This window comes from Paenibacillus lautus, assembly GCF_050482385.1.
Lineage (GTDB): Bacteria > Bacillota > Bacilli > Paenibacillales > Paenibacillaceae > Paenibacillus_AQ > Paenibacillus_AQ lautus_B.
In genome coordinates, this window is record NZ_JBCNHV010000003.1 from 227,478 (window position 1) to 252,617 (window position 25,140).

Consider the following 25,140-nt stretch of genomic DNA (forward strand, 5'->3'; position numbering starts at 1 on the left):
TTAACTTCAGCAAATCGAGGGTGTGTATGGACTTGAAAGGGTCAATATGGCTGCATTAGTGTAGTTGAGGACCATGGTTCCGCTATTTCTTGATTTTCCCCCAAATAGCAGCAGGCTGAGGACACCAGATCCGCTATTGAGAGTTATTCCAGGATTAATCCATGATTCTGGGCATTAACGGATCGTGTGTCCGCTTGGATGCGAAAATAGGTCGATTACCGGTAAATAGCAGATCGTGTGTCCGAATGGGCCCAAATAGCTCGATTAGCGGATCGTAAATGCGCACGGGTTCTCCAACGACTCAATTACAGTAATTAGTGGGTTTAATGTTTGCAATGGTCCGTAACAACTTAACTTCAGTACATCGAAGGTGTGTATGGACTCGAAATGAGCTCAGTTGGCTGCATTAGCGTAGTTGAGGACCGTGGTTCCGCTATTTCTTGAATTTCCCCCAAATAGCAGCAGGCTGAGGACACCAGATCCGCTATTGAGAGTTATTCCAGGATTAATCCGTGGTTTTGGGTACATTAACGGATCGTGTGTCCGCATGTACTCGAAAATGGACCGATTATGGGTAAATAGCGAATCGTGTGTCCGGGCAGGCCCAAATCGCTCGAATAGCGGATCGTAAGTGCGCACGGGTTCTCCAACGACTCAATTACAGTAATTAGTGGGTTTAATGTTTGCAATGGTCCGTAACAACTTAACTTCAGCAAATCGAAGGTGTGTATGGACTTAAAAGGGTCAATATGGCTGCATTAGTGTAGTTGAGGACCATGGTTCCGCTATTTCTTGATTTTCCCCCAAATAGCAGCAGGCTGAGGACACCAGATCCGCTATTGAGAGTTATTCCAGGATTAATCCGTGGTTTTGGGTACATTAACGGATCGTGTGTCCGCATGTACTCGAAAATGGACCGATTATGGGCAAATAGCGAATCGTGTGTCCGAATGGGCCCAAATCGCTCGAATAGCGAATCGTGTGTCCGGATGGGCCCCAAACGTTCGATTAGTGGATCGAGTGACCGGGCAGGCCCCCCAAACCACTCAACTACAGCAATCAGTGGGTTATAAGCCGCAACGGGCCCAAACCGCTCGATTCTCGGCAGATAGTGAATCCCGCCGTGTCGCCTACACTCAAACCGCGATAGACGAAAAATCACCAATCAATCGAAATCAATGCGCTTGTTGAAGTATCGGTAGGAGATGTCCACGAGCAGGTTCACGAGCACGAACATGATCGAGAGCACAAGCACGGTTGCCTGTACGACCGGGAAATCCCGCGCCCGGATCGAGTCGATGACGTATCGTCCCATGCCGTTCACGGCGAATACGGACTCGGTCAGCACCGCCCCGCCCAGCAGGCCGCCGAATTCCAGACCGATGACGGTAATGACGGGAATCATGGCATTTTTCAGGGCATGTCGGTAGATGATGACGCGCTCTCGGACGCCCTTAGCTTGGGCGGTGCGGATGTAATCCTGGCCGATGACCTCCAGCATGCTGGACCGGGTCATTCGGGCAATGATTGCGGCGCCGCCTGTCCCGAGCGTGATCACGGGAAGGATGGTTTGCGACCAGGTGCCCCAGCCGGAGGGACGGAACCAGCCCAGATCCACGGCAAAATATTGGATCAGCATAAGTCCCAGCCAGAAATTCGGCATCGATAGTCCGAACAGGGCAATGAACATGACGCCGATATCGGCGGGCGAGCTTTTTTTGACGGCGGAGATGATGCCCGCCAGAATGCCGAGAAATACGGCCAGGATCGTAGAGTATACGGCAAGCTCGACGGTGATCCAGAACCGGCTTTTGAATATTTCATCGGCGATGGGGCGGCTGCTGCGGATCGAATCTCCCAAATCTCCCTGCAGCAAGCCGCTGACGTAGTTCCAATACTGAAGCGGCAGCGGATCGTTCAATCCCAAGTTTTCGCGGATCTTCTCCACCTGTTCCTTGGGTGCCCCTTCCCCGATAATGACCTGCGCCGCATCTCCCGGAATGAGGTGCATCAGCAGGAAGACGACAATGGTTACGCCGATGACAACAGGTATCGTCTGAATCAGCCTTCGAATGGAATAGATGAGCATGGCCCGGCAGCCCCCTTCATTATTTTTTCATTTTCGGGTCAAGGACATCCCGCAAGCCGTCACCCAGCAGATTAAATGCGATGACTACGAACACGATCGACAAGCCGGGGAACAGGGCAACATGGGGGTGATCCATAATATAGTTGCGCCCATCATTCAGCATGGCTCCCCACTCCGGCGTCGGCGGCTGTGCGCCAAGACCGAGGAAGGAAAGTCCACTGGCGGTCAGGATAGCCACGGCAATCCGCAGCGTAGCCTGCACGATGATAGGGGATGTGATATTCGGCAAAATATGCCCGAAGATGATTCGTCCATCGCTCGCGCCCAGCGAACGCATGGCATCAATATATTCGAGTTTGCGGACGGCCAGCGTCGAGCCGCGCACGACTCTGGCAAAGGTGGGGATCGAGAAGATGCTGACGGCGATGATCACGTTGAACAGATTTTTTCCAAGAACGCTGACAACCGCCAATGCCAGCAGAATGCCGGGAAACGCCAGCATGACATCGGTCATTCTCATAATGAGCGCATCCCATTTACCTCCGTAATAGCCGGAGATGATTCCGAGCACGACACCAAAGGCTGCACCGATGATCACCGAGATAAAACCGACCGAGAGCGTGAGACGCATGCCATGAATAATCCGTGTGAAAATATCTCGCCCGTTGTGGTCCGTACCAAACCAATGGTCGGCGGACGGCTTCAGCAGTTTCGTAGAATAATCCACTTTGGTCGGATCATACTGGGTGAGCAGGGGGCCGAAAATCGCGACAAGTATCATCAGCAGGAGAAAATAGCCCCCGAATAAGGCCGCTTTGTTCTTCTTCAGACGGTGGTAGAAAGATTTCCATTGTACGAGACGGGTTCCACTAGGGAGCGATTCTGGTGTTTTGGCATCAGCGGTCATGTTAGGCACGTGAAATCATCCTTTCTCCAAGTATGGATGTCAGAATTGGTGTCGTATAAACGTGAGGTAAATCTGGCTTCTTCTGGTATAAATATCAAATAGTAAAATATATGTTAACTGTGTATAAAATATTTTCCTATTTTGATTGAGAAGGGGGAGTTTGTTTCACATGACAGGTAATAGAAGATTCAAATGGCTTGTCTGCATCCTGGTCCTGCTTACCGTAGTGATGTCGGCGTGCGGAAGTTCAAGCAAGAGCAGTAACCCTGAAACGCCGCCAAGCGGCACCAATACGCCAGCACCTGAACCGGGGGCTAAAGATCCTCCCGAAGGAACAACCGACACTGGTGCGAATGAGCTTGTGATTGCCTGGCTTTCTGATCCGCCATCCATGGATCCTCATATGTCGACGGACCAGCAAACGAGCGTAATGACAACGCATATTTATAACACGCTGGTGATTCATGATAAGGATCTGAATATTCAACCGGGGCTCGCCGAGAGCTGGAAAGCAATCGATGAATTGACCTGGGAGTTCAAGCTGAGACAAGGCGTGAAGTTTACGGACGGCTCTCCATTCAATGCAGAGGTGGTCAAAGCCAACATCGACCGTATGCAGGATCCTGAAGTTGCTTCTCCGCGCGCATCGCTTGTCGGCATGATTAAAGAGGTTAAAGTCGTCGACGAATACACGGTGCAACTCGTGACCGAGTATGCCTTCTCGCCGCTGCTTGCGCATCTTGCCCACTCTGCGGTCAGTATGGTTAGTGCGGAAGCCATCAAGCTGGATTACGAGAAGCTGAAGGCAGGCGAGAAGGCAGGTGCTTATCTGGCGCAGAACCCTGTTGGTACGGGCGTATTCAAATTAGAGAGCTGGAACCCGGGACAGGAAGTGAAGCTGGTGGCAAACGCCGATTATTGGGGAGATAAAGCGAAGGTTGAACGGGTCACGTTCAAGGTCGTAAGTGAAGAGGGAACGCGGATCGCGGAGCTGGAAACCGGCTATGCGCATATTATCGATCCGGTGTCGCCGAGCAGCATCAGCCGCATTGAGAGCACGGACGGCATGTCCCTGAACCGTCAGGCCTCGCTGAGCCTGTCTTATATCGGGTTTAACAACGACAAAAAGCCGTTTAACGATGTACGGGTGCGGCAAGCCTTGTCGATGGCCATCAACAAGGACGAAATCATCTCGGGCATTTATGAGGGCACCGGAATTCCTGCTGTTGGTCCGCTGGCACCGGACGTGAACGGTTATGATGCTACCGTAAAGCCAATCGAACATAACATCGACAAAGCAAAAGAACTGTTGAAGGAGGCTGGCTACGAGGGGGGCTTCTCAACGACCATTTGGACCAATGATAATCCGGAACGGATTAAGGTCGCCGAGTACGTACAATCCAAGCTGAAGGAATTGAATGTTGAAGTCAAAATCGAAGTGGTCGAGTGGGGCGCATATCTGGCTCAAACCGCAGAAGGCAAGCATGATATGTTTATCCTCGGGTGGTCCACGGTAACAGCTGATGCGGATTATGGCATGTATGAGTTATTCCATTCCAAAAATGTAGGGGAGCCGGGCAACCGTACCTTCACGAAAGATCCGGAACTGGATAAACTGCTGGATGCCGGGCGGAAAGAGAACGATCCGGAACAACGAAAGCTTATCTATAAACAGGCGCAAGAGAAGCTGGTTGAGTTAGCGCCGATGCTGTACATCCATCATCAGGAGTATTTAAACGGAGTCAGCAGCAAGGTCGAGGGCTTCTGGCGGCATCCAAACGGCATTATGCAGCTGCATCAAGTGTCCATTCAGCCATAAGGATGTCTGAAAGCTTTATAGCTTTGAATCGCCATGATATAAAGAGATATATATCAAGAGGCCCCTATGTGGGGGTCTCTTTTTTGATGTTGTTCGAGTGCTGGGAACAGGAGATAGGGTTGACCAGCCAATGGTTCATTATCTGTGTTCGTTGGGCATCTGAATAGATTATGCAGCATGTCCGAGTGGATGGAATTGAGGTGATGTCACATTTTTTGCATCAAAAGAATGCTGGAAAAATAGATGTGTATATACGTTGACGTGTATATACGTATTGGTGTATATTATAGCCATGAATACTTCAGCTATGCAATTAACCCTGTTCACGATCTCCGAGCCGAACCGCTTCAACATTGTTGAACTCTTAAAGCAAGGGTCGAGATCGGTCAGCGACATCGTAGAGACTTTGGGAATTGGCCAGCCCCAAGTATCCCGTCATCTGCGGATACTGAGCGAGGCTGGGCTGGTGAAGGTCCGTAAGAACGCACAGCAGCGTATTTATAGTCTTGAAGCCCAGCCCTTTCAGGAGCTGGACGTCTGGCTCGATTCGTTCAGTCGATTGTGGGAAGAGCGACTCGACAAGTTCGAGGACTATATGAGCGACTTCAACGGAAAGGAGAGTTAATCCAACTTTTTAGTAGATCCACAGGAAGACAGGGCTCTGCACGCAGAGCCGGTTTCACAGAGAGGAGGGGTTTGTTTGAGCAGGAAAACCACCATTATAAAAGACCGGGAGCAGCGAAGGCTGACCGTGGAACGTGTCGTATCCATACCTCTGAAGCTGTCCTGGCAGGGATGGACGAAGCCGGAACACATTGAACGCTGGTGGGGGCCAAGGAACTGGAATGCCACGGTATATGAGATGGATGTCAGACCGGGCGGCGTATGGCGCTATAGACTGGCTCCCGATGCGGCGGAAGAAGGGGAAGAAGCCTTTTGCAAGGCGACCTACTCCGAAGTGGCGGAGTTATCAAGGCTCGTATATACGGATACATTCACGGATTCGAACTGGAACCTCGTTGCAGACAGTGACATGTTGACTTCGGTTACGTTTGAAGAGGCCGGGGAAGGGACCAGGCTATGCATCATCACCCATTTTGCGAGCACAGAGCAGCTGGAGGCTGCGGAAGGCATGGGAATGGTAGAAGGATACACGGAGACGCTGGAACGGTTCGAGGATGAAATCAGATTGTACATAAAAGGATCATAAAAGGAGAAATGACCATGAGCTATGCAATGTCGAATGACGGTACCCGAATTTTTTATGAAAAGAAAGGGACTGGTCCAGTTATCATTCTTGTAGCTGCTGCCGCTTCGGATCACAACGATACAACGCGTCTTGGGGAATTTCTGTCTGAACAATTCACCGTCTACAATTATGATCGACGGGGACGAGGCAGCAGCACGGATACGGCTCCGTATGCCATTGAACGTGAGGTCGAAGATATCGATGCTCTGATTCAGGAAGCGGGCGGCAGCGCGTATGTATTCGGAAGTTCTTCGGGCGCTGTTCTGGCTCTGGATGCGGCAAGCAGACTCGGAAGCGGTAAAGTTAGAAAACTGTTTCTATATGAGCCGCCGTTTATCATTGACGATAGCCGTGAACCCGTACCGGCGAAATACGTGCAGCATTTGAATGCACTGATGGCCGAGAGCAGGCGCAGCGAAGCCGTAGAATATTTCATGACAGCAGCGCTCGGGATCCCCGCGGAATATATCGAATTCATGAAGGCAGATCCTTCTTGGCAGGTCATGGAGGGCATGGCGCATACATTGGCCTATGACGGCATGATTATGGGGAGCACGCAATCCGGTCAACCGCTGCCAACGGATCGCTGGGATGTAGATGTTCCGGTCATGGTGATGACGGGCGAGAACAGCGGATCTATGTTCCATGGGGCCGCGAGCGCATTGGTCGACTTGCTCCCTCAGTGCGAGCACCGGATGCTGCCTGGTCAGGACCATTCTGCCGTTGTGATGGCGCCGGAAGTGCTGGCTCCCGAGGTGTTGGGTTTTCTGCAGCCTTCGGCAGACCAAATACCGAGATAAGTGTCTTGGCTCTTCTTCCGCAGACCAAATACCAAGATAATTGTGCTTGGCTCATAAAGAAACCGTGGCCCTTGGGGTCACGGTTTCTTTGTTTCCCGTTCCAGTCGAAGCATTCATTCGGACTTCTGAAACGGCTCGATAAATTGATTAAAGGCGCTGGTGCGAAACAGGTCGCGCCGGAATATAAAATGGACCTTGGAGCTGCGATGACGCTCGGGAATTTGAAAAGCCTGCAATTTCCCGGCATCCACCCAGTCCTTAACGGAAGAAAGCGTCAGCAGCGAGATACCCAGCCCGGCGGCCACACCGCCCATGATGGCTTCCAACGTGCCAAACTCCATAATGTTCATGGGTCCCACGTTCTCTTCATGAAGCCATTGCTCCAACCGTTCACGGTGGTAGCAGCCCTTGCCAAAGAACAGCAGCGGTTTGGTGAGTAAATCGCGAAGCGCTGACTCCGTCGGTTCCGAGATGAGGACAAGCTCCTCGTCAAAGGCCCGGATTTCGTCAAAGTCCGGGTAATCCAGAGGTCCGCTGATAAACGCCCCGTCCAGTTCATATTCGTTCAGGGCTCGAATCAAGTCAGTTCTATGGCCTGTAATTAATGACAGTTTCACGTCAGGATACCGTCTATGATAATCCAGCATGATGCCGGGTAGATGTACCGCGGCTGTGGTTTCCGATGAGCCGATCCGCAGCGGACCCGACGGTTCTTCCGAGAATTGCGTCGATTTCACGGCTTCGTCAAGCAAACGCGTAATCTGATCGGCATACTTGAGCAGATTACAGCCGGCCGAAGTTAAGGCAACACCGCGGCTGAGCCGGTAGAACAGGGGCGTGTTCAGCTCGGATTCAAGCTGCCGAATTCTAGCGGTCACGTTTGATTGCACGTAACCTAGACTGGCGGCAGCCTTGGTTATATTTCCTTCACGGGCAACAGCCTGGAATATCTTCAAATCTCCACTCTCCACCTTAGGAGCCTCCTTATATCCATCATTTACAGTGATGGCTCGAATCTTATTTAATTATTTTACATGATATGAAGGTCGGAATAAACTGAGGATACACTTGGTTAAGGAGAGGGGAATTCATGGCATGAGCAAACCGCGTATGCTGATTCTGACGATATTTACGATGCTGGTCGCGGGACTTAACTTCCCGATCGGCAAAATTGCGCTGTCCTTCGGTTCCCCATTCGTGCTGCTGGCGATCCGGTTCGTGGGAGCGGGCCTTCTGATGCTGCCCTTCATTGTAAGACGGCCCCATCCCAGGAGCAGCGCTGCCTGGCTGAAGCTGGCAACGATCGGGCTGTTTCAATCGGCACTCGTGATGAGTGGCATCTACCTGAGCATGCAGACGATTTCCTCTGGCAGCTCCTCGGTTTTGTCCTCCAGCAACCCGATCTGGTTCATCGTGTTCAGCTTCCTGATCTTCGGTATAAGGTACCGTCTCCTTCAATGGGCGGGCGTGATCATTGGTTTTATCGGCGTGTTCATTACGCAAGGCTTGGAGATGCAGATGCAGAGCGGATTCTGGTTTGCGCTGGGCGCTGGGATGGCCTGGGGCATGGCGACGCTGCTAAGTTCCCGTTGGGGTAAGGAGTTTGACGCTTGGGTCATGGCTGCTTATCAGATGCTGATCGGCGGCATCCTGCTGCTCATCGCAAGTCCGCTTCTGGAAGAGCCGCATTTTGTATGGGATTCATCCCAGATCGTGAAGGAGCTCTTTGTTCTGGGCTGGATGATTCTGATGAGCTCAATTGCCCAGTTCGTCACATGGTATTATGTGCTGCGCAATAGCGATCCCAATAAAGCCAACGTGTATCTGTTCCTCATTCCCGTGTTCGGCGTATTATCCGGATGGCTTATACTAGGCGAGCAGCTGCATTGGTATACCTTGGCCGGCACGGTCTGTATCGGGCTTGGCATTTATCTAGTGAATCGGCCTAGACAAGTAGACAAAACAAAAGATCCAATCACGATCAGGGAGCGGTGCGGTACCGTATAAAGGGCAAGAAATCTAATAAATTGGAATTTAGCAGGTCACAGCGAATGGATTCGCGTGGCCTGCTTTTTTGCTATGGCGAACAAAGGTTTTCTCGTCTGAACAGGTATCATGAGAAGCAATGACAAGGATGATGTTCCAAGGAAAATCTCGTCCAAGCAAAATAAGTAAATTTTATTAAAAATAAATCCATGTTATATTAAATTTACTAACGCCTTTGGAGAGGGGATAGGATTCATGAGTGGTTTGAAGGAAATTGCAAAGCTCGCGGATGTCTCGGTGTCTACAGTGTCCAACGTGCTGAACGGGCGTAAGAACGTGGGGCGGGAGACGAGGGAGCGGGTGCTGAGATTATGCTCGGAGCACGGCTATTTTCCGCATAAGTCAACCAAATCCGATAAAAGCAACACGATTATATTTGTCTTCAGCGACTTTGATCGCGATTATTATTTAAAGATCATCAAGGGGATCAGCCATTGCCTGACGGAGAATGGATACGATCTTATTATCTGTACGAATAAATCCAGCACCAATTTTATGCGCAGTAAATTTGCAAGCGGTACCATAAGTTTGGATCGGAACATGACGGACGAATATTTAGTCTCGGTAGCCACGCCGCAGTTTCCTGTCGTTCTCATGGATCGGATTATTGATAATGAGTACGCCAACACCAAAAGCGTGATCGTGGACAACTACCCCGTGATGTGTGAAATGGTCCAGGCCTTGGTGGATAAACAGTTTGCGAACTTTGGATACATTGGCGGCTTGGAGTTTACCCTGGATCACAAGGAGCGGTTCGCCGGATTTATGGATACGCTTGCGAAGAATGGCATCGTGTTTGACCGCCGCAATTACTTCCATGGCGATTACAGTGAGGAAAGCGGATACCAGGCGGCCAAAATTCTGATCCTGAGCAACGCCTTGCCGGAAGTGCTGGTCTGTGCGAATGACAATATGGCTCTCGGCGCGATCAAAGCTTTGGAAGAGAACGGAATACGGGTCCCGGAGGATATCTCGATCACCGGATTCGATAATTCGGATGCGGCGGCGATGGCCGGTTTGACCACGATTGCAATCCCGCGTTATGAAAGCGGTTATTTGGCGGCGAAAGAGCTGCTCGAGATGATTAAAGGCACAACGGGCCGGGAGCCCTTTAAGCTGAATGCCACCATTCAGTGGAGAAAAACGGTGAGATAAACTTTATGAGTGTAACTAGTAAAATATCAAGAATTTTACTAGTTTTTTTACTTAGTATTTTTATGAAAACGCGTACAATTTTTATTGACAATCTAGGTAAACCGCCCTATGATGGGTTTGTAAACGTTTTACTTTATAGAGTCCTTAAGGGGGAGGCGTGTCACTTGAAAAAAGTAAAAAAGGTATTAAGCATACTAACAGCAACGGCTTTGGTTGCGACACTTGCAGCCTGTGGTGGTACATCTGACAAAGATTCTGGAGCAGCATCCGGGGGAGATAAGCTGAAGAAAATTACGCTCTTCCAATCGAAAGTTGAAATTACAGAACCTCTTGAAGCATTGGTTAAAACCTATAAAGAAGAAACCGGCAATGAGGTTGAGGTATGGGGTGCCGCAGGTGACGCTTATTCGCAGCAGCTGGTAGCGAAGCTCAGCAGCAACCAGGGACCCACCATATTCAGCGTGGCTCCAGGGCCTGAGTCCGAGAAGCTGAAAACCTATTTCTCCGATTTGAGCGGTGAAGAGTATGTTAAGAACATTGCGCCTGATATGGAATTGAAGGTCGAAGATAAAACCGTGGGCGTTCCATACGGCGTAGAAGGTTTCGGTCTTGTGTATAACAAGGATATGGTAGATCCGGCAAACATGAAAGACCTGGATTCCTTTACCAAGACGCTGGAGCAGTTGAAAGCCGACGGCAAGAACGGTTTGAGTTTGTCCCAGGAGGCTTACTTCTTGATCGGACATATCATCAACACGCCGTTTGCCCTACAATCCGATCCGCTGGCCTTTATCGAGCAGCTGAACAAAGGCGAAGTGAAGATGGCGGATACGAAGGAGTTCCAAGAGTGGGCAAAATTCATGGACGTGATCAAGGCGAATACCAAGAATCCGCTGGAAGTGAAATATGATAGCCAGATGGGTGACTTTGCAACGGAAAAAACGGCTATGGTGCATCAAGGCAACTGGAGTTATTCCATGCTTGCGGACTTCGGTGATTTCGGTTCCAAAGTCGGCATGATGCCATTCCCGCTCGCCGGCAATGACAAAATCGCCGTAGGTGTGGCCAGCTACTGGGTCGTAAACAATCAGGCGGATGCTGAGGAAGTCAAAGCTGCGAACGCTTTCCTGAACTGGCTCTTTACTAGCGACAGCGGCAAGAAAGCCATCGTGGACGACTTCAAATTCATCCCGGCTTTAACGAATATTGAAGCAGGCGATCTGGATCCTTTGTCTCAAGCGGTGCACGAAGCAACAACGAAGGGTGAGACGATCACTTGGGCGTTGAACTACTTCCCATCGGGCATCATCACCAATGACCTGGCTCCGGCTACGCAGGAGTACTTCATGAATCCGGGCATGACAGGAGAGCAGTTCCTGCAGAAGCTGGATGAAGTGTGGGCGAAAGCATCGAAATAATCGAGGCGAAACGAAAATCACCTGAAATAACAATTCCATGAAAACGAAAGCCTAGCCTCAGACGTTCTGATGATGAGCGTTAGGCTTTTGTTTTTTCTAACACGACTTCAAGGTTTGATGCCGCCTTGCGGGAATCATCCGGAACGGAAAGAAGGTATGGATTATGAGCAAAAGAAAGGATAAAGCCTGGTTTGCCCTGTTTACGGTGCCGCTTCTGTTTATTTTCACGACCGTGGTCATCATCCCGTTCATTATCGGGATTGTGTACTCCTTCGTCAATTGGGACGGCATTCCGGCGAATCCTAAAGTATTCGTAGGGTTCGACAATTACGTTCAGCTGTTCCAGGACGACCGATTCCTGACATCGGCTTGGCATACGGTTCAATTCACGCTGCTCGCGCTGGTATGCGTCAACGTTCTGGGACTGGGCTTTGCGCTGCTGGTGACGACAAAGCTCCGCTCGAGAAATGCGGCACGGACGATGTTTTTCATGCCGAACCTGATCGGCGGCCTGATTCTGGGTTACATCTGGCAGTTTATTTTTACGGATGCCTTCAGCTTCCTGGGTGAGAAAACCGGGTTTGACAGCGTGTTCTTTAACTGGCTGCTGCATCCGCAGTTTGCACTGTACGCCATCGTCGCCGTATTCACCTGGCAGCTGGCGGGTTATACGATGATCATCTACATCGCGGGCATCCAGGGGATTCCGGATGAATTGATGGAAGCGGCCAAGGTCGATGGCGCCAACATATGGCAGCGACTGAAGAGCATTGTGTTCCCGCTGTTAATGCCTTCGTTCACGATCTGTCTGTTCCTGACACTGTCCGGGGCGTTCAAAATCTATGACGTGAACCTGTCGTTGACCAAGGGCGGACCGAGCAATGCGACGGAGATGTTTGCGATGAATATTTTTAACGAGATTTTTGCTTACGGTAATTATGGTTTAGGTCAGGCGAAAGCGATCATCTTCTTCCTGATTGTTGCCGGACTTACGCTGACGCAAGTTATCATCACGAAGAGAAGAGAGGTGCAGATGTAATGAAGAAATCAGGGAAATGGCTGCTCGACATCCTGCTGTTCCTCGTTGCACTGGTCTTCTTGTCTCCGGTCTTCATCATGCTGATTAACTCGTTCAAGGATCGCGCGGAACTGTATGAGAATGCACTCGCGCTGCCTTCTTCCTTCAGCTTTGAGTATTATAAATTGGCGATGGAGAAGATGAATTTCTTCAACGCTCTGGGTAACTCGCTTTATGTCACCGTCATCTCGGTGATCATTGTCATCGTGCTCGCCTCCATGACGGCATGGATGCTGGTGCGGACGGATAATAAGCTGAGCAAAATCATTTTCTTCACGTTTGTAGCAACCATGCTGATTCCATTTCAGACGCTCATGATGCCGCTGATGCAGGTGATGGACTGGATTCGCAGCAATCTGCACATTCCAATGCTCAATACCCATGAGGGCTTGATCTATATGAACGTCGGCTTTACATCCAGTATGGCGGTTTTCCTGTACCACGGGTTCATCAAATCCGTGCCGGTTGCGCTGGAGGAGGCGGCAACGCTAGATGGCTGCTCCAAGCTGGGCGTGTTCTGGAGAATCGTATTCCCGCTGCTGAAGAACATCAGCGTGACCATCGCGATTCTGAACGTTATTGCGTTGTGGAACGACTACCTGCTCCCATCGCTGACGCTGTCGGATAAAGGGCTGCGGACGATTCCGCTCTCGACCTTCTATTTCTTCGGGGAGTTCACGATTGTGTGGAACCAGGCGATGGCCGGTCTGACGCTGACGATCATCCCGGTTGTCATTTTCTATATTTTCGCTCAGAAATACATCATCAAGGGGATTGCGGCAGGTGCGGTAAAATGAGGCGAATCATTACGAGAGCCGACGATTATGCTTCCAGCCGTTCCGCCAATCTAGCGATTACCCGGGCGGTAGAGGCCGGATTTATCAAAAATGTGTCCATCATGGCGCCCGGCCTTTATCTTACCGAGGCTGCGCAGCTATTGGCGCATCGCAAGGACATCTGCTTCGGCTTCCATATGACGCTGAATGCGGAATGGGATAACGTACGCTGGGGACCTGTTGCCGCGAAGGAACAGGTTCCTTCGCTTGTCGATCGGTCCGGATATTTCTATCCGGACCCGATCCTGTTTCAGGATCATCCGCCTTCGCTGCAGGAGATCCTTGTAGAGTGCGAAGCGCAGCTTGATAAACTGACCGCAGCAGGCTTCAACATCTCTTATGTCGATTCTCATATGCTGCCGGAGCGCTTCATACCCGGGCTGCAAGAAGAGCTGGACCGCTGGATTGAAGCGAAGGGGCTAATCAACCATCGCGATTACTATAACTTTTTCCCGGGTGGCGTTCCGGACGGGGTCGAGTCGTTTGAAAGGGTGCTTGGCGGCCTGACGGAAGATCAGTACTTCTTCCTGTCCCATCCGGCCCTATATTCGAAGGAAATGGTGCAGTGCGGCAATGCTCAAGTGGATGGGGAAGAGCTGGCGCGCGGCCGCGATCAGGAGGCTTCCTTTCTTGCACGGGAGGACTTAAATGAGATTAGTGAGCGACTGGGTTTCCGTGCTATACGTTATGATGAAGCGGTGCCATTACCTGGTGTATAATGGAAGGGACATAATGAATTTATCTTATGGATACAGGGAGAGGCGAAAGGAAGATGAACATGAATCCGGTTCAATTATTGCCAAGAAGCACCCCCGAAAATCAAGGAATCTCATCACAGTCTATCGAACGCTTTATCCGATCGATTCAGGAAAAGGAGCTGGAACTCCACAGCTTCATGCTGGTACGGCATGGACATGTCGTAGCGGAAGGCTGGTGGAAGCCGTGTCAAGCGGATAAACCGCATATGCTGTTCTCGCTAAGCAAGAGCTTTACCTCTACCGCGATTGGACTTCTGGTCCAGGAAGGCCGGATTACGCTGGAGGATCGGGTGATCGACTTCTTTCCGGAATACGCTCCTGAAGATCCCTCGCCGAATCTGTCCGCGATGACGATTCGCGATTTGCTGATTATGGGAACGGGGCACGACCAGGAGCCTGCCTTACAGTCTGATATTTGGGTGGCCGATTTTCTTAAACAAGCGGTTGAGCATGAACCGGGGACCCACTTTGTATATAACAGCGCAGCGACTTACATGCTCTCGGCCATTCTGCAGAAGGTCACGGGCATCACGCTGCTGGATTATTTGCAGCCCCGTCTGTTTGAGCCGCTCGGCATTTATGGAGCCACCTGGGAAAGCTGTCCGCAGGGGATCAACACCGGTGGATGGGGACTTAAGCTGAAGACTGAGGACATTGCCAAATTCGGTCAGCTTTATCTTCAGAAGGGGGTATGGGAAGGCCAGCGTCTGATTCCAGAAGCGTGGATTGAAGAGGCCACCTCCAAGCAGATATGTAACGGACCTGCGGATTCCTCTTCGGATTGGACCGAAGGGTACGGCTATCAATTCTGGATGTGCCGCCACGGGGCCTACCGCGGCGACGGTGCCTTTGGACAATTCTGCGTCGTGTTCCCGGAACAGGATGCGGTGATTGCGATTACCTCCGGCCTTGGAGACATGCAGGCCGTGCTGAATGAGGTATGGGAGCATCTGCAGCCAGCGATGGGATTGGATGCACTGCCTGTCGACACCGGAGCGGAGGCTTCTCTTGCTAGAACACTGCAAGAGCTTAAGCTGGATCCGCCAATCGAAGAAGCGGTATCCCCAATCGAGAAGGACGTCTCCGGGATCGTCTATGATCTCGAAGAGAATGAGGAGAAGCTGCATTCATTTTCCGTTCGCTTTGAGGAAGATGGCGCGATCATGGAGCTTCAGGGGGAACACGGCGTCCATTCGGTTGTCTGTGGTCGTAACGCGTGGAAGTTGGGAACCGCCAAGCTGATGATGATGGCGGATAATGAATATGCTGCCTCCATGACCTGGCAGGATGACCAGACGTTGAAGCTGACCATCCGGCTGACGGAGACGCCGTTCTACTTAACCACGGAATGCAGCTTCGGCGAGGAAGGCATTCATCTTGCTTACTGGATGAACCAATCGTTCGAGGGCAAGGTGGTCCGGGAGATTAAGGGCAAGGTCAAGGCGTAGAGCCAATAAAATAAGCAGCGGTACATAAAAAACCTCTCCATCGATCGTCATGGAGAGGTTTTTTTCATGCCGTAATCAGAATCGCTCTGACACCGCCTTCGCCTGCGTGAACAGGAGCAGGTAATCGCGCCCGCCGGCTTTGGAATCGGTCCCGGACATATTGAAGCCGCCGAATGGGTGGGTGCCCACCAAGGCACCGGTGCATTTCCGGTTCAAATACAGGTTACCGACATGGAAATCGCGCCGCGCCTGCTCCAGGTGGGCGCGGTTGTTCGAGATCACCGCGCCGGTCAGCCCATAGTCGGTGTTGTTGGCAATTTGGATCGCTTCGTCGAAGGTGGCGGCCTTCGTGAAGGCCACCACCGGGCCGAAGATCTCCTCTTGGGAAATACGGGCGGTGCTGGCCACGTCCGCGAAGATCGTCGGCTGGATGAAATACCCTTCCGGATCGCCCGGAAATCCGCCGAGTACCAGGGTGCCTTCGGCTTTCCCGATTTCGATATAGTCCAGAATTTTACGGTAGGCCTTATCGTCGATGACAGGCCCTACCTGCACCTCGGCGTGAGACGGACTGCCGATCACCAGCTTCTTGGAGCGGTCGATCACCTTCTGCAGCACGGTATCATAGACGTCCTCATGCACGATGGCCCTGGAGCAGGCGGAGCATTTCTGGCCGGAAAAGCCGAATGCGGAGGCGGTGATCGCATCCGCCGCGAGATCCAGATCGGCCTCGTTGTCTACGATAATGGCGTCTTTTCCGCCCATTTCGGCGATGACGCGTTTGATCCATTGTTGCCCCGGCTGCGTCTTGGCCGCTCGTTCCTGAATTCGCAGTCCGACGTCGCGGGATCCCGTAAAGCTGATAAACCTGGTCAGCGGATGATCCACCAGATAGTCGCCCACTTCCTGGCCCGGTCCCGGCAGGAAGTTAACGACGCCCGGAGGCAGGCTGACTTCTTCTAGCAGCTCCACGAATTTGGCGGCAATGACCGGCGTGGTGCTCGCCGGTTTCAGCACAACGGTGTTGCCCGAGACGATGGCCGCCGTGGTCATGCCTGCCATAATCGCGAGCGGAAAGTTCCACGGCGGAATGACGATGCCGACGCCGAGTGGAATGTAATAGAGATGATTTTCTTCCTCTTCATGAACCGTCAGCGGTTGGGGTGCGCTCAGGCGCTGCATTTCGCGTGCATAGAATTCCATGAAATCGATCGCTTCGGCCGTATCCGCGTCCGCTTCGGCACGCGTTTTGCCGGCTTCCAGCGTCATCAGCGCGGAGAACTCAAACTTGCGCCGCCGCATGATTGCTGCAGCCTTGTACAAATATCGTGCCCGTTCGCTCGGCGCGATGTACTTCCACGTCTCAAAAGTCCGTGCGGCTGTCTGAATGGCTTGTTCCGCAAGTTCGGTATCGGCTTGGGATACAATGCCGATGACCTGATGTTTACGGGACGGATTGACCGACTTTGCGGTACGCTCCGTATGGATTTGGGCACCGCCGATAACCAGAGGGTACGTCTTGCCGAGTTCGGCTTCGACCGCGGATAGCGCGGCATCGTATAACTTGTTGTTCAACTCGTTGTTGAAATCCAGAAATGGTTCATTCCGAAAAGGTACTCGCATGGGAGGCCCCTCCTTAACATGATATGATTCGGAGCTTTAGGTTTATGGTCCAGCTGCTGAATGTGTCGTGGTGGGGCGTTTAGGATCTCTTGGTGAAAAGCTCTATGTTAGATATGTATGTCTCTCTGCATGTCGTCATGATTTTTGCATATGAGTTAAGATAGAGTGCATTTTGGTTTGCCTTTTGCAAAGGGGGAGCTCGCATGGACGGAACCGAACTTTACCGTAAAGTGATCCTGACGGTGTCCGGTAATAAATTCGTGAAGTGGTTGTCGATCAAATACGGCCGAAAACTGGCGGGCAGATTCATAGCTGGCGATACCTTGGACGAGGCGCTGGATGAAATTGAGAGGCTGAATGAGAAGGGCATTCTCGTCACGCTGGATCATTTGGGGGAGGGTATCACGACGCTGGATGAAGCAGCCGGGTACCGAGAGGAATATTTGAAGCTTGTAGAAGGGATTGCCAAGCGGGGAGTGAAATCGAACGTATCGCTGAAGCCGACGCAGATGGGCATGGCACTGGACCCCGAGAAGGCTTACGAGAATATCAAGCTGGTGGCAAAAAAGGCGAAAGAGCACCGCAACTTCGTTCGTCTGGATATGGAGGATTCGCCGTATACCCAGGCGACGATTGACATGACACTGCGGCTCCATAAGGAGGGGCTAACCAATGTAGGGACCGTGATGCAGGCCTACTTGTTCCGTACTGAGGAGGACGTCAAGAATTTAATGAATGCCGGTGTTAATCTGCGGTTGGTGAAGGGGGCGTACAAAGAGCCGGGAACCATCGCTTTTCAGCAGAAGCGGGAGGTCATTGACAACTATAAGAAATTGATCAAAATGCATTTTGATCAGGGTGCCTACGTTGCGATTGCTTCGCACGATGACAACATCATCGACTGGGTGAAGGTGTTTGCCGAGCAGAGCCACATAGACAAACAGGAATTTGAGTTTCAGATGCTGTACGGGCTGCGGATGAACGATCAGGCAGCGCTTGCACAGGACGGTTATCGCATCCGGTGTTATATGCCCTACGGAACGATGTGGTACCCGTATTTTATCCGGCGGCTGGCGGAGAAGCCGGCCAACCTGATGATGGTGCTCAAAAATATGTTCAAGTGAGCGGGGGAAACAACCAATTGAAAGGGAAGCGAGGACGGTAGCTCTTTCTAGCTACTGTCCTAGAAGAAATAATACGCCTCCGAGCAGTCCATCAGGAAGGAACGCTCCAGCGGCAAGCTGCCTAACTGCTGACGGGTGATGTGCTGTTGCAGATTGGCCTCCAGATCGGCGAGCGCCGATAAGGCGAGCTGCATCCGGACGGATCCCCACTGGTGCTGCTTCTGGGCATAGCGAACGGCCTCGGTCACGGGCATGCCTCGCAGCCTTGTAAAGACGGATGCCCAGCGGACCAGATCCGTGAATTGCCTGTTGCTTGGCAGCGCATATTCGGCATACCCGGCCGCGTCTTTGCAGCTGATTTTGAACAAACCGCAGTTCCAATCTCGGTCGCTCCAGGGGATAAAGCGTTCAGCCGAGCCCTGGTCGAAACGAAATATCTCCATATGGCGGATGGGCTCTGCACTTAATGCGGGAACTCCGGTTTCGATAACGGGTGCCAGTGCAGCCTCGATGAATTTCGTCATGATCTACGCTCCTTTATAAGAATGTTATATGCACGGCAAAAAGGCCTGGTGAGCAGAGATCCCCCGCTCTCCAGGCCTATTTATCGTTAGAGGCCCTATTCCAGTGGCCGCTTCCGCTTAAGGCTCGGGTGGTGTTCTCTCTCAAAACGCGCTTACGAGGTTAGCTGACGGATTCGGGCTTGAGAGCACCCTACCGCAGTGCCCTGACCATCTAGGCGCTGCGGATTCACCCCATTCACCAACAGAAGCTCCATTGGCGATTTTGGTTCCCCCGTCTCCCCATCTGTCGGGAGCTCAGCGTATAACGAATGTTTCGAATAGATGGATGAATCATACGCCGGAGGAATCTAAAAGTAAATGACCATATGGGACGGATACATTCCGAAAATCGATGAAAACCGTATAAGAAAACGTGTACATTCAGTCGTGTCATCGATTATCATGGCAAAATCTCGGTATCTCGATAGATTGCGATAAATACAAGAAAACAATAGAAATACATAGTATAGAGCAGTATTCGGGAGATAATGGAGCGAAAACGGTCAGTTCTTGTTCTACATAACGCCACATGTGTTTTTGCTCACATTTACTTCCTGCAGGGCCAGACGTATGATACGAACTATGAATTGACGGACATCAGCGGCAGGCATACGAGCAGCCGTTCCATGAAGGCCTACAGACAGTGTGAGAGCTGCGCCTAAGCTCTTTATGGATCGAATCTCGGGCGAAGGCACCATGGGCCTTCGCTGAAATTGCAGGATGATGCGACTCTCACCGCTCGGACCTGATGCTGTGTTGTTTTGCCGGACCTGGATGTTTAGTCAATGGCTAATAGAATAACATGCTACTCGTTTTCAATTTTCGCTGAGTCCTTGAATGGAAAAGGAACGGGGGAACCAGTCGGGAGATGAATCTGATCTCTCAGGGGTGAATCCCATGGACAAGATAACGGTCTATGGGTAGGGCGACTCTCACGCCCGAATCCGTCAGCTAACCTCGTAAGCGTATCGAGAGAGGCAACGATTGTCGTGGACTTGGGCCACGGTGTATTTCACCGTGTCCTATTAAGGAGCCTGCGGGAAGAGTTCTTCTCTTTCCGCGGGCTTCTTTGTTGTTGTCTTCTCTTTCCGAACTTAGGAGGAGAACAAAAGATGGAGAAATCGCAGGAGTTTATCCTGGTATCCGCACCGAACAGGGCCGGGGAAGAATTTATCCGCCAGCTGATCTTTAAGCGCATTTCGTTTGTGGCCATAGCCAACAACCGGGTCGAACAGGAGAGGCTGCATGAGCTGGGCTGCACCAACATGATACTCATCAATACAAGGGACGAGCAAACCTGGATCATTCCCGAGTTTCCCGTCGGCAAGGTGTTTCTGTTCGAGAGGAGCTTGAATCTATGCTGCCGCTATTTACGGATTTGCCGGACCTGGACCACGGAGTCGATTTATGTGATTACTCACTCCAGCAATCCGCGATTGATATACAAAGGGCTGGGTGCCGATGTGGTGCTTCATACGAACCATCACCAGGTCTCCTTCCTGATTTCGTCCATTGTCAGCTAAGGTCTTGGCTGATATCACAACGAGGTTTTAGGAGGTTATATTCATGCAGGATTTATATATGGTGCTCATATTGGGAGGAACCTACGGACTGTTCATGCTGTTTATGTCCTGGTGCGGGCGCGTGGTTTCGGAACCGGAGGCGGATTAACCATGATGATCATTTTGGTATGCACGCTCTTTATTTTTCTGTACTTGATTTATGCGCTGATTCACCCTGAAAAATTCTAGGGAGACAGCTGAAGGAGGAAGGCATTCGCCATGGGCATTTTACAAATTGCCATCGTTATACTCGTTCTGGTGCTGCTGGTAAAGCCGCTTGGAACTTATCTATATCAGGTGTTTCGCAATGAAGGCAATGGAACGGACAGATGGTTCTCCTGGGCGGAGAAACCGATCTTCGCACTGATTGGCTTGAAAGAACGCAAGGGAATGACGTGGAAAGGTTATGCCATCAGCTTTGTGATGACGAATATTGTGCTGGTCGCAGCAGGGTATTTGATTCTGCGGTTGCAGAGAGTACTGCCTTTCAACCCGAATGGCATCGATAATATGGAATCGACCTTGTCGTTCTCTACGATCATCAGCTTTATGACCAATACGAATCTTCAGCATTACAGCGGGGAGTCGGGGTTATCCTATATGGCCCAGATGGCTGTCATTACGATGATGATGTTCACGTCTGCGGCAACCGGGCTCTGCGTGGCAATTGCTTTTATCCGGGCGGTGACTAGCAAGGGATCAACCGTCGGTAATTTTTTTGAGGACTTCGTCAAAGCTCACACCCGGGTGTTCATCCCGGCTGCGTTCATCATTGCAATGGTGCTGGTTGCGCTGCAGGTGCCGCAGACCTTGAAGCCTACGCTCAGCGTCACGACACTGGAAGGTAGCGAGCAGCAAATAGCTGTAGGCCCAGTAGCTGCGCTTGAATCGATCAAGCATCTGGGCACCAACGGCGGCGGGTTTATGGGAGTGAACTCGGCACATCCGTTCGAGAACCCGTCCCCGCTGACCAATGTCATCGAAACCCTGTCCATGTGGAGTCTCGGGGCGGCACTTCCGTATACGTTCGGTTTATTCGCCAAAAGCCGCAAACAGGGCTGGATTATTTTCTCGGTGATGATGACCTTGTTTATTGCTTTCCTGTCGCTGAACTATGCCGCTGAAACCAATGGCAATCCGGCGCTGAACCGCTTGGGCATCGATGCCTCGCAAGGCAGCATGGAGGGCAAGGAGGTCCGGTTCGGGGTTGCTCAATCTTCTCTGTTCACCACGGTGACGACCGCGGCCACGACCGGGTCGGTCAACAACATGCATGATACGCTCACGCCGCTTGGAGGGATTACGCCGCTGTCCCTGATGATGCTGAACTCTGTTTTTGGCGGAAAGGGCGTTGGGCTGATGAATATGCTCATGTACGCGATATTGGCGGTGTTCCTGGCCGGTCTTATGGTGGGTCGAACCCCCGAATTTCTAGGCAGAAAAATCGAGGCGCGGGAGATGAAGTTGATTGCGATTGTTATCCTGGTGCATCCATTTATCATCCTGGCTCCGACCGCCCTTGCGCTGATGACGGATGCAGGGCAGGCAGGCATTACCAATGCGGGCTTTCATGGCATCTCGCAAGTATTGTACGAATACACGTCTTCCGCTGCCAATAACGGTTCCGGATTTGAAGGTCTGTCGGATAACACGCCGTTCTGGAACATTACAACCGGACTGGTCATGCTCTTCGGCCGTTACATTTCGATGATTGCCCTGTTGGCGGTGGGCGGCTCGCTGATGCGGAAGCAATGGGTTCCCGAAACGCTAGGGACGTTCCGGACAGATAATAAGCTGTTTGCCGGCATTCTCATTGCGGTGGTTCTGATTATCGGTGCATTGACCTTCCTGCCAGTACTTGTGCTTGGTCCGATTGCTGAGCATCTGACGATCCGTTAATAGAAAAGGTGGCCTATTACCATGAATAATACGAGAAAAAAAGTGATGTCCAAAGAGATGGTTCGTCAGGCGCTCAAGGAGAGCTTCACGAAGCTGAACCCCGTCCTGATGATGAGAAATCCGGTCATGTTTGTGGTGGAGGCCGGCACCCTGGTTGTTTTGCTGATGACGTTATTTCCGTCCTATTTCGGGACAGAGGGAAGTATCGGATTTAATCTGACGGTGTTTGTGATTCTGCTGTTGACGCTGCTGTTCGCTAACTTTGCAGAGGCTCTTGCCGAAGGACGCGGGAAGGCGCAGGCTGATTCCCTTAAGCAATCCAAGCAGGAAACGACGGCTCATAAAGTGATGGAGAACGGAGAGGTACAATCCGTGCCATCCACGGAGCTTCGCAAAGGAGATGTCGTGATCGTTACGCAGGGCGAGATGATTCCCGGGGACGGGGAGGTCATTGCGGGCCTTGCGTCCGTTGACGAATCGGCGATTACCGGCGAGTCCGCGCCCGTCATTAAAGAAGCCGGTGGCGATTTCAGTTCGGTTACCGGGGGTACCCGGGTTGTCAGCGATACGATCAAAATCCGGATTACGAGCGATCCGGGGGAATCGTTTATCGACCGGATGATTTCGCTTGTTGAAGGAGCCGCCCGCCAGAAGACGCCGAATGAAATTGCTCTGAACACGTTGTTGATCGTCTTAACGCTGATTTTCCTGATCGTTGTCGTTACGCTCGCACCGATTGCGAAGTATCTTGGCATCGAGCTGTCCGTTCCGGTGCTGATCTCGCTGTTGGTATGTCTCATCCCGACCACGATCGGGGGCTTGCTGTCGGCGATCGGGATTGCCGGCATGGACCGGGTGACGCAGTTCAATGTGCTGGCGATGTCGGGCAAGGCGGTTGAGGCAGCCGGTGACATCAATACGATGATTCTGGATAAGACGGGTACGATTACGTTTGGTAACCGGATGGCCAGCCAGTTGATTCCCGTCGGCGGTGAATCGCTCGCCTCGGTTTCCCAGTGGGCAGCCGTGAGCTCGCTGCAAGACGAGACGCCGGAAGGACGCTCGGTATTGGAGCTGCTGAAGAAGGAAGGACTTGAAGTGGATGAAAGCATGGCGGCTGGGGCCGAATTCATCGAATTTAAGGCGGAGACCCGGATGAGCGGCATGGATCTGAAGGATGGACGGAAAGTCCGCAAGGGCGCAGTGGATGCCGTCAAGGCGTGGGTGCTGTCGCAAGGAGGCTCCATCCCTTCGGATTTGACGCCAAACAGTGACGCTATTGCGACAGAGGGCGGAACTCCGCTCGCTGTCGCCGTGGATAACCGCATCTATGGTCTGATCTACCTGAAGGATACCGTGAAGCCGGGCATGAAGGAACGGTTTGACCAGCTGCGCCGGATGGGCATCAAGACGATTATGTGCACGGGCGACAATCCGCTCACCGCGGCGACGATTGCCCGTGAAGCAGGTGTCGATGATTATATCGCCGAGAGCAAGCCCGAGGATAAGATTGCCGTCATCCGCCGAGAACAAGCCGAAGGGAAGTTAGTAGCGATGACCGGTGACGGTACGAACGACGCCCCGGCGCTGGCCCAGGCCGATGTGGGGCTGGCGATGAACAGCGGTACCACCGCAGCCAAGGAAGCGGCTAATATGGTGGATCTGGATTCAGATCCATCGAAGATTATCGAGGTGGTTGCCATCGGCAAGCAGCTGCTGATGACGCGGGGTGCGCTGACCACGTTCAGCGTCGCGAACGATGTTGCCAAATATTTTGCCATCATACCGGCGATGTTTGCAGCCGCCATACCAAGCATGAATGTTCTCAATGTCATGGGACTGGGTTCTCCCATGTCGGCGATTCTGTCGGCGCTGATCTTTAATGCCATCATTATCCCACTGCTCATACCGCTTGCGATGAAGGGCGTAGCCTATAAGCCAATGAGCTCGTCGAAGCTGCTTCAGCGCAATGTGCTGATCTATGGCTTAGGTGGCGTGATCGTACCGTTCATCGGGATTAAGCTGATCGACATGATCGTCCATCTGTGGATTTAGATATGACAATCGAAGCGGGCATATCGAGATCATTCGAAGATTGCTTTACGTGTGGAAGATATGAAGGAAAGGATCGAGGAATTATGAATAATCCATTGCAACAATCATCACCGGCGCCTCATACTAAGGCGGGTTCCGCCCGTGTCTCCCTGGGCATTGCCGTAAGAACGAGTCTGGTATTTATCGTATTATGTGGAGTTCTCTATCCGCTGGTTACGACAGGAGCGGCGCAGCTGCTCATGCCGAAGCAAGCCGGCGGCAGCTTGGTCACGGATCGGAGCGGAAAGGTGGTTGGTTCCGAATTGATCGGCCAGAACTTTACGGAACCTCAATATTTTCACGGCAGGGTGTCCAGCATTGAATACAACGGGGCCGGCTCAGGCAGCAATAACTATGCACCTTCCAACCCGGACTTGATTGTACGAACGAAGGCCTCGATTGAAGCGTGGAAGGAGAACAATCCGGACGTTCCGGTGAGCGAGGTACCGATGGATCTGGTAACGAATTCCGGCTCCGGATTGGATCCTCACATCTCGCCTCAGGCAGCGAAGATTCAGATTCCGCGGATCAGCAAGCTGACCGGAATCACGGAAGCGGAGCTGAAGCAGTTGGTAGAGGAGCATACGGAGGAACGGGATTTGGGCGTGTTCGGTGAACCGCGCGTCAATGTGTTGAAGGTGAACCTGACTCTTGCCGAGCTTCTTGATTGAT

Annotated in this window: 22 protein-coding genes and 2 riboswitches; of the genes, 17 read left to right on the forward strand and 5 right to left on the reverse strand. The window is 51.9% G+C overall.

The window, feature by feature from the left end:
• Nucleotides 1–1,165: 1,165 nt before the first annotated feature.
• Together ABEW73_RS06475 and nikC are read right to left on the reverse strand one after the other, a co-directional pair.
• Nucleotides 1,166–2,089 carry an ABC transporter permease gene (locus ABEW73_RS06475; protein WP_009595864.1) on the reverse strand — a complete coding sequence of 308 codons (924 nt, stop codon included), beginning with the start codon at nt 2,087–2,089 and terminating at the stop codon, nt 1,166–1,168.
• Nucleotides 2,090–2,108: 19 nt separating this feature from the next.
• A complete protein-coding gene (gene nikC, locus ABEW73_RS06480; protein ID WP_430162609.1) occupies nt 2,109–3,005 on the reverse strand; it encodes a nickel transporter permease in 897 nt (298 codons plus the stop codon).
• A gap of 160 nt (nt 3,006–3,165) precedes the next feature.
• Between nikC and ABEW73_RS06485 the strand changes: the two genes are divergently transcribed.
• From ABEW73_RS06485 to ABEW73_RS06500, 4 genes are all read left to right on the forward strand, one after another.
• On the forward strand, nt 3,166–4,815 hold the full coding sequence (locus ABEW73_RS06485; RefSeq protein WP_430162611.1) for a glutathione ABC transporter substrate-binding protein: 1,650 nt from the start codon (nt 3,166–3,168) through the stop codon (nt 4,813–4,815).
• 292 nt (nt 4,816–5,107) lie between these two features.
• Nucleotides 5,108–5,440 (forward strand): ArsR/SmtB family transcription factor, encoded by a 333-nt coding sequence (locus tag ABEW73_RS06490; RefSeq protein ID WP_246059744.1) that lies wholly within the window; start codon nt 5,108–5,110, stop codon nt 5,438–5,440.
• Between the two features lie 75 nt (nt 5,441–5,515).
• Nucleotides 5,516–6,025, forward strand: coding sequence for an SRPBCC family protein (locus ABEW73_RS06495; RefSeq protein ID WP_430162613.1), 510 nt, complete (start codon nt 5,516–5,518; stop codon nt 6,023–6,025).
• Nucleotides 6,026–6,039: 14 nt separating this feature from the next.
• Nucleotides 6,040–6,864 (forward strand): alpha/beta fold hydrolase, encoded by an 825-nt coding sequence (locus ABEW73_RS06500; protein ID WP_430162615.1) that lies wholly within the window; start codon nt 6,040–6,042, stop codon nt 6,862–6,864.
• 113 nt (nt 6,865–6,977) lie between these two features.
• On the opposite strand, the gene ABEW73_RS06505 is transcribed toward ABEW73_RS06500, so the two are convergent.
• Nucleotides 6,978–7,835: a LysR family transcriptional regulator gene (locus tag ABEW73_RS06505; RefSeq protein ID WP_430162617.1), complete on the reverse strand. Its 858-nt coding sequence runs from the start codon at nt 7,833–7,835 to the stop codon at nt 6,978–6,980.
• A gap of 124 nt (nt 7,836–7,959) precedes the next feature.
• On the opposite strand from ABEW73_RS06505, the gene ABEW73_RS06510 reads away from it, so the two are divergent.
• From ABEW73_RS06510 to ABEW73_RS06540, 7 genes are all read left to right on the forward strand, one after another.
• Nucleotides 7,960–8,871: a DMT family transporter gene (locus ABEW73_RS06510; RefSeq protein ID WP_430162619.1), complete on the forward strand. Its 912-nt coding sequence runs from the start codon at nt 7,960–7,962 to the stop codon at nt 8,869–8,871.
• 234 nt (nt 8,872–9,105) lie between these two features.
• Nucleotides 9,106–10,065 carry a LacI family DNA-binding transcriptional regulator gene (locus ABEW73_RS06515; protein WP_430162621.1) on the forward strand — a complete coding sequence of 320 codons (960 nt, stop codon included), beginning with the start codon at nt 9,106–9,108 and terminating at the stop codon, nt 10,063–10,065.
• 164 nt (nt 10,066–10,229) lie between these two features.
• A complete protein-coding gene (locus ABEW73_RS06520) occupies nt 10,230–11,483 on the forward strand; it encodes an ABC transporter substrate-binding protein (protein WP_430162623.1) in 1,254 nt (417 codons plus the stop codon).
• Between the two features lie 163 nt (nt 11,484–11,646).
• Nucleotides 11,647–12,522: a carbohydrate ABC transporter permease gene (locus tag ABEW73_RS06525; protein ID WP_076322449.1), complete on the forward strand. Its 876-nt coding sequence runs from the start codon at nt 11,647–11,649 to the stop codon at nt 12,520–12,522.
• Nucleotides 12,522–13,358 carry a carbohydrate ABC transporter permease gene (locus tag ABEW73_RS06530; RefSeq protein WP_430162625.1) on the forward strand — a complete coding sequence of 279 codons (837 nt, stop codon included), beginning with the start codon at nt 12,522–12,524 and terminating at the stop codon, nt 13,356–13,358. The genes ABEW73_RS06525 and ABEW73_RS06530 overlap by 1 nt, the downstream gene beginning before the upstream one ends.
• Nucleotides 13,355–14,116 (forward strand): polysaccharide deacetylase family protein, encoded by a 762-nt coding sequence (locus ABEW73_RS06535; protein WP_430162627.1) that lies wholly within the window; start codon nt 13,355–13,357, stop codon nt 14,114–14,116. Before ABEW73_RS06530 ends, ABEW73_RS06535 begins: the two co-directional genes overlap by 4 nt.
• Nucleotides 14,117–14,175: 59 nt before the next feature.
• Nucleotides 14,176–15,603: a serine hydrolase domain-containing protein gene (locus tag ABEW73_RS06540; RefSeq protein WP_430162629.1), complete on the forward strand. Its 1,428-nt coding sequence runs from the start codon at nt 14,176–14,178 to the stop codon at nt 15,601–15,603.
• A 75-nt stretch (nt 15,604–15,678) separates the two neighbouring features.
• Here ABEW73_RS06540 and pruA read toward each other — a convergent pair whose 3' ends face one another.
• Entirely contained in the window at nt 15,679–17,226 is a 1,548-nt protein-coding gene (pruA, locus tag ABEW73_RS06545) for an L-glutamate gamma-semialdehyde dehydrogenase (protein WP_430162631.1), read from the reverse strand.
• Nucleotides 17,227–17,429: 203 nt separating this feature from the next.
• On the opposite strand from pruA, the gene ABEW73_RS06550 reads away from it, so the two are divergent.
• Nucleotides 17,430–18,350, forward strand: coding sequence for a proline dehydrogenase family protein (locus ABEW73_RS06550; RefSeq protein ID WP_430162633.1), 921 nt, complete (start codon nt 17,430–17,432; stop codon nt 18,348–18,350).
• Nucleotides 18,351–18,409: 59 nt separating this feature from the next.
• Here the strand turns inward: ABEW73_RS06550 and ABEW73_RS06555 are convergent, their stop codons facing one another.
• Nucleotides 18,410–18,874: a hypothetical protein gene (locus ABEW73_RS06555; protein ID WP_430162635.1), complete on the reverse strand. Its 465-nt coding sequence runs from the start codon at nt 18,872–18,874 to the stop codon at nt 18,410–18,412.
• A 133-nt stretch (nt 18,875–19,007) separates the two neighbouring features.
• Nucleotides 19,008–19,184, reverse strand: a riboswitch (cyclic di-AMP (ydaO/yuaA leader).
• A gap of 542 nt (nt 19,185–19,726) precedes the next feature.
• Nucleotides 19,727–19,895: riboswitch (cyclic di-AMP (ydaO/yuaA leader) on the forward strand.
• Between the two features lie 130 nt (nt 19,896–20,025).
• Between ABEW73_RS06555 and ABEW73_RS06560 the strand changes: the two genes are divergently transcribed.
• The 5 genes from ABEW73_RS06560 to kdpC all read left to right on the forward strand — a co-directional run bounded on the left by ABEW73_RS06560 (nt 20,026) and on the right by kdpC (nt 25,139).
• Nucleotides 20,026–20,436, forward strand: coding sequence for a hypothetical protein (locus ABEW73_RS06560; RefSeq protein ID WP_430162637.1), 411 nt, complete (start codon nt 20,026–20,028; stop codon nt 20,434–20,436).
• A 153-nt stretch (nt 20,437–20,589) separates the two neighbouring features.
• Entirely contained in the window at nt 20,590–20,664 is a 75-nt protein-coding gene (locus ABEW73_RS06565) for a potassium-transporting ATPase subunit F (RefSeq protein WP_379408805.1), read from the forward strand.
• Between the two features lie 30 nt (nt 20,665–20,694).
• Nucleotides 20,695–22,374: a potassium-transporting ATPase subunit KdpA gene (gene kdpA, locus ABEW73_RS06570; protein ID WP_430162639.1), complete on the forward strand. Its 1,680-nt coding sequence runs from the start codon at nt 20,695–20,697 to the stop codon at nt 22,372–22,374.
• Between the two features lie 21 nt (nt 22,375–22,395).
• On the forward strand, nt 22,396–24,429 hold the full coding sequence (gene kdpB, locus ABEW73_RS06575) for a potassium-transporting ATPase subunit KdpB (RefSeq protein WP_430162641.1): 2,034 nt from the start codon (nt 22,396–22,398) through the stop codon (nt 24,427–24,429).
• Nucleotides 24,430–24,512: 83 nt separating this feature from the next.
• Complete coding sequence (gene kdpC, locus ABEW73_RS06580) at nt 24,513–25,139, forward strand: potassium-transporting ATPase subunit KdpC (protein WP_430162643.1); 627 nt, start codon at nt 24,513–24,515, stop codon at nt 25,137–25,139.
• Nucleotide 25,140 lies beyond the last annotated feature (1 nt).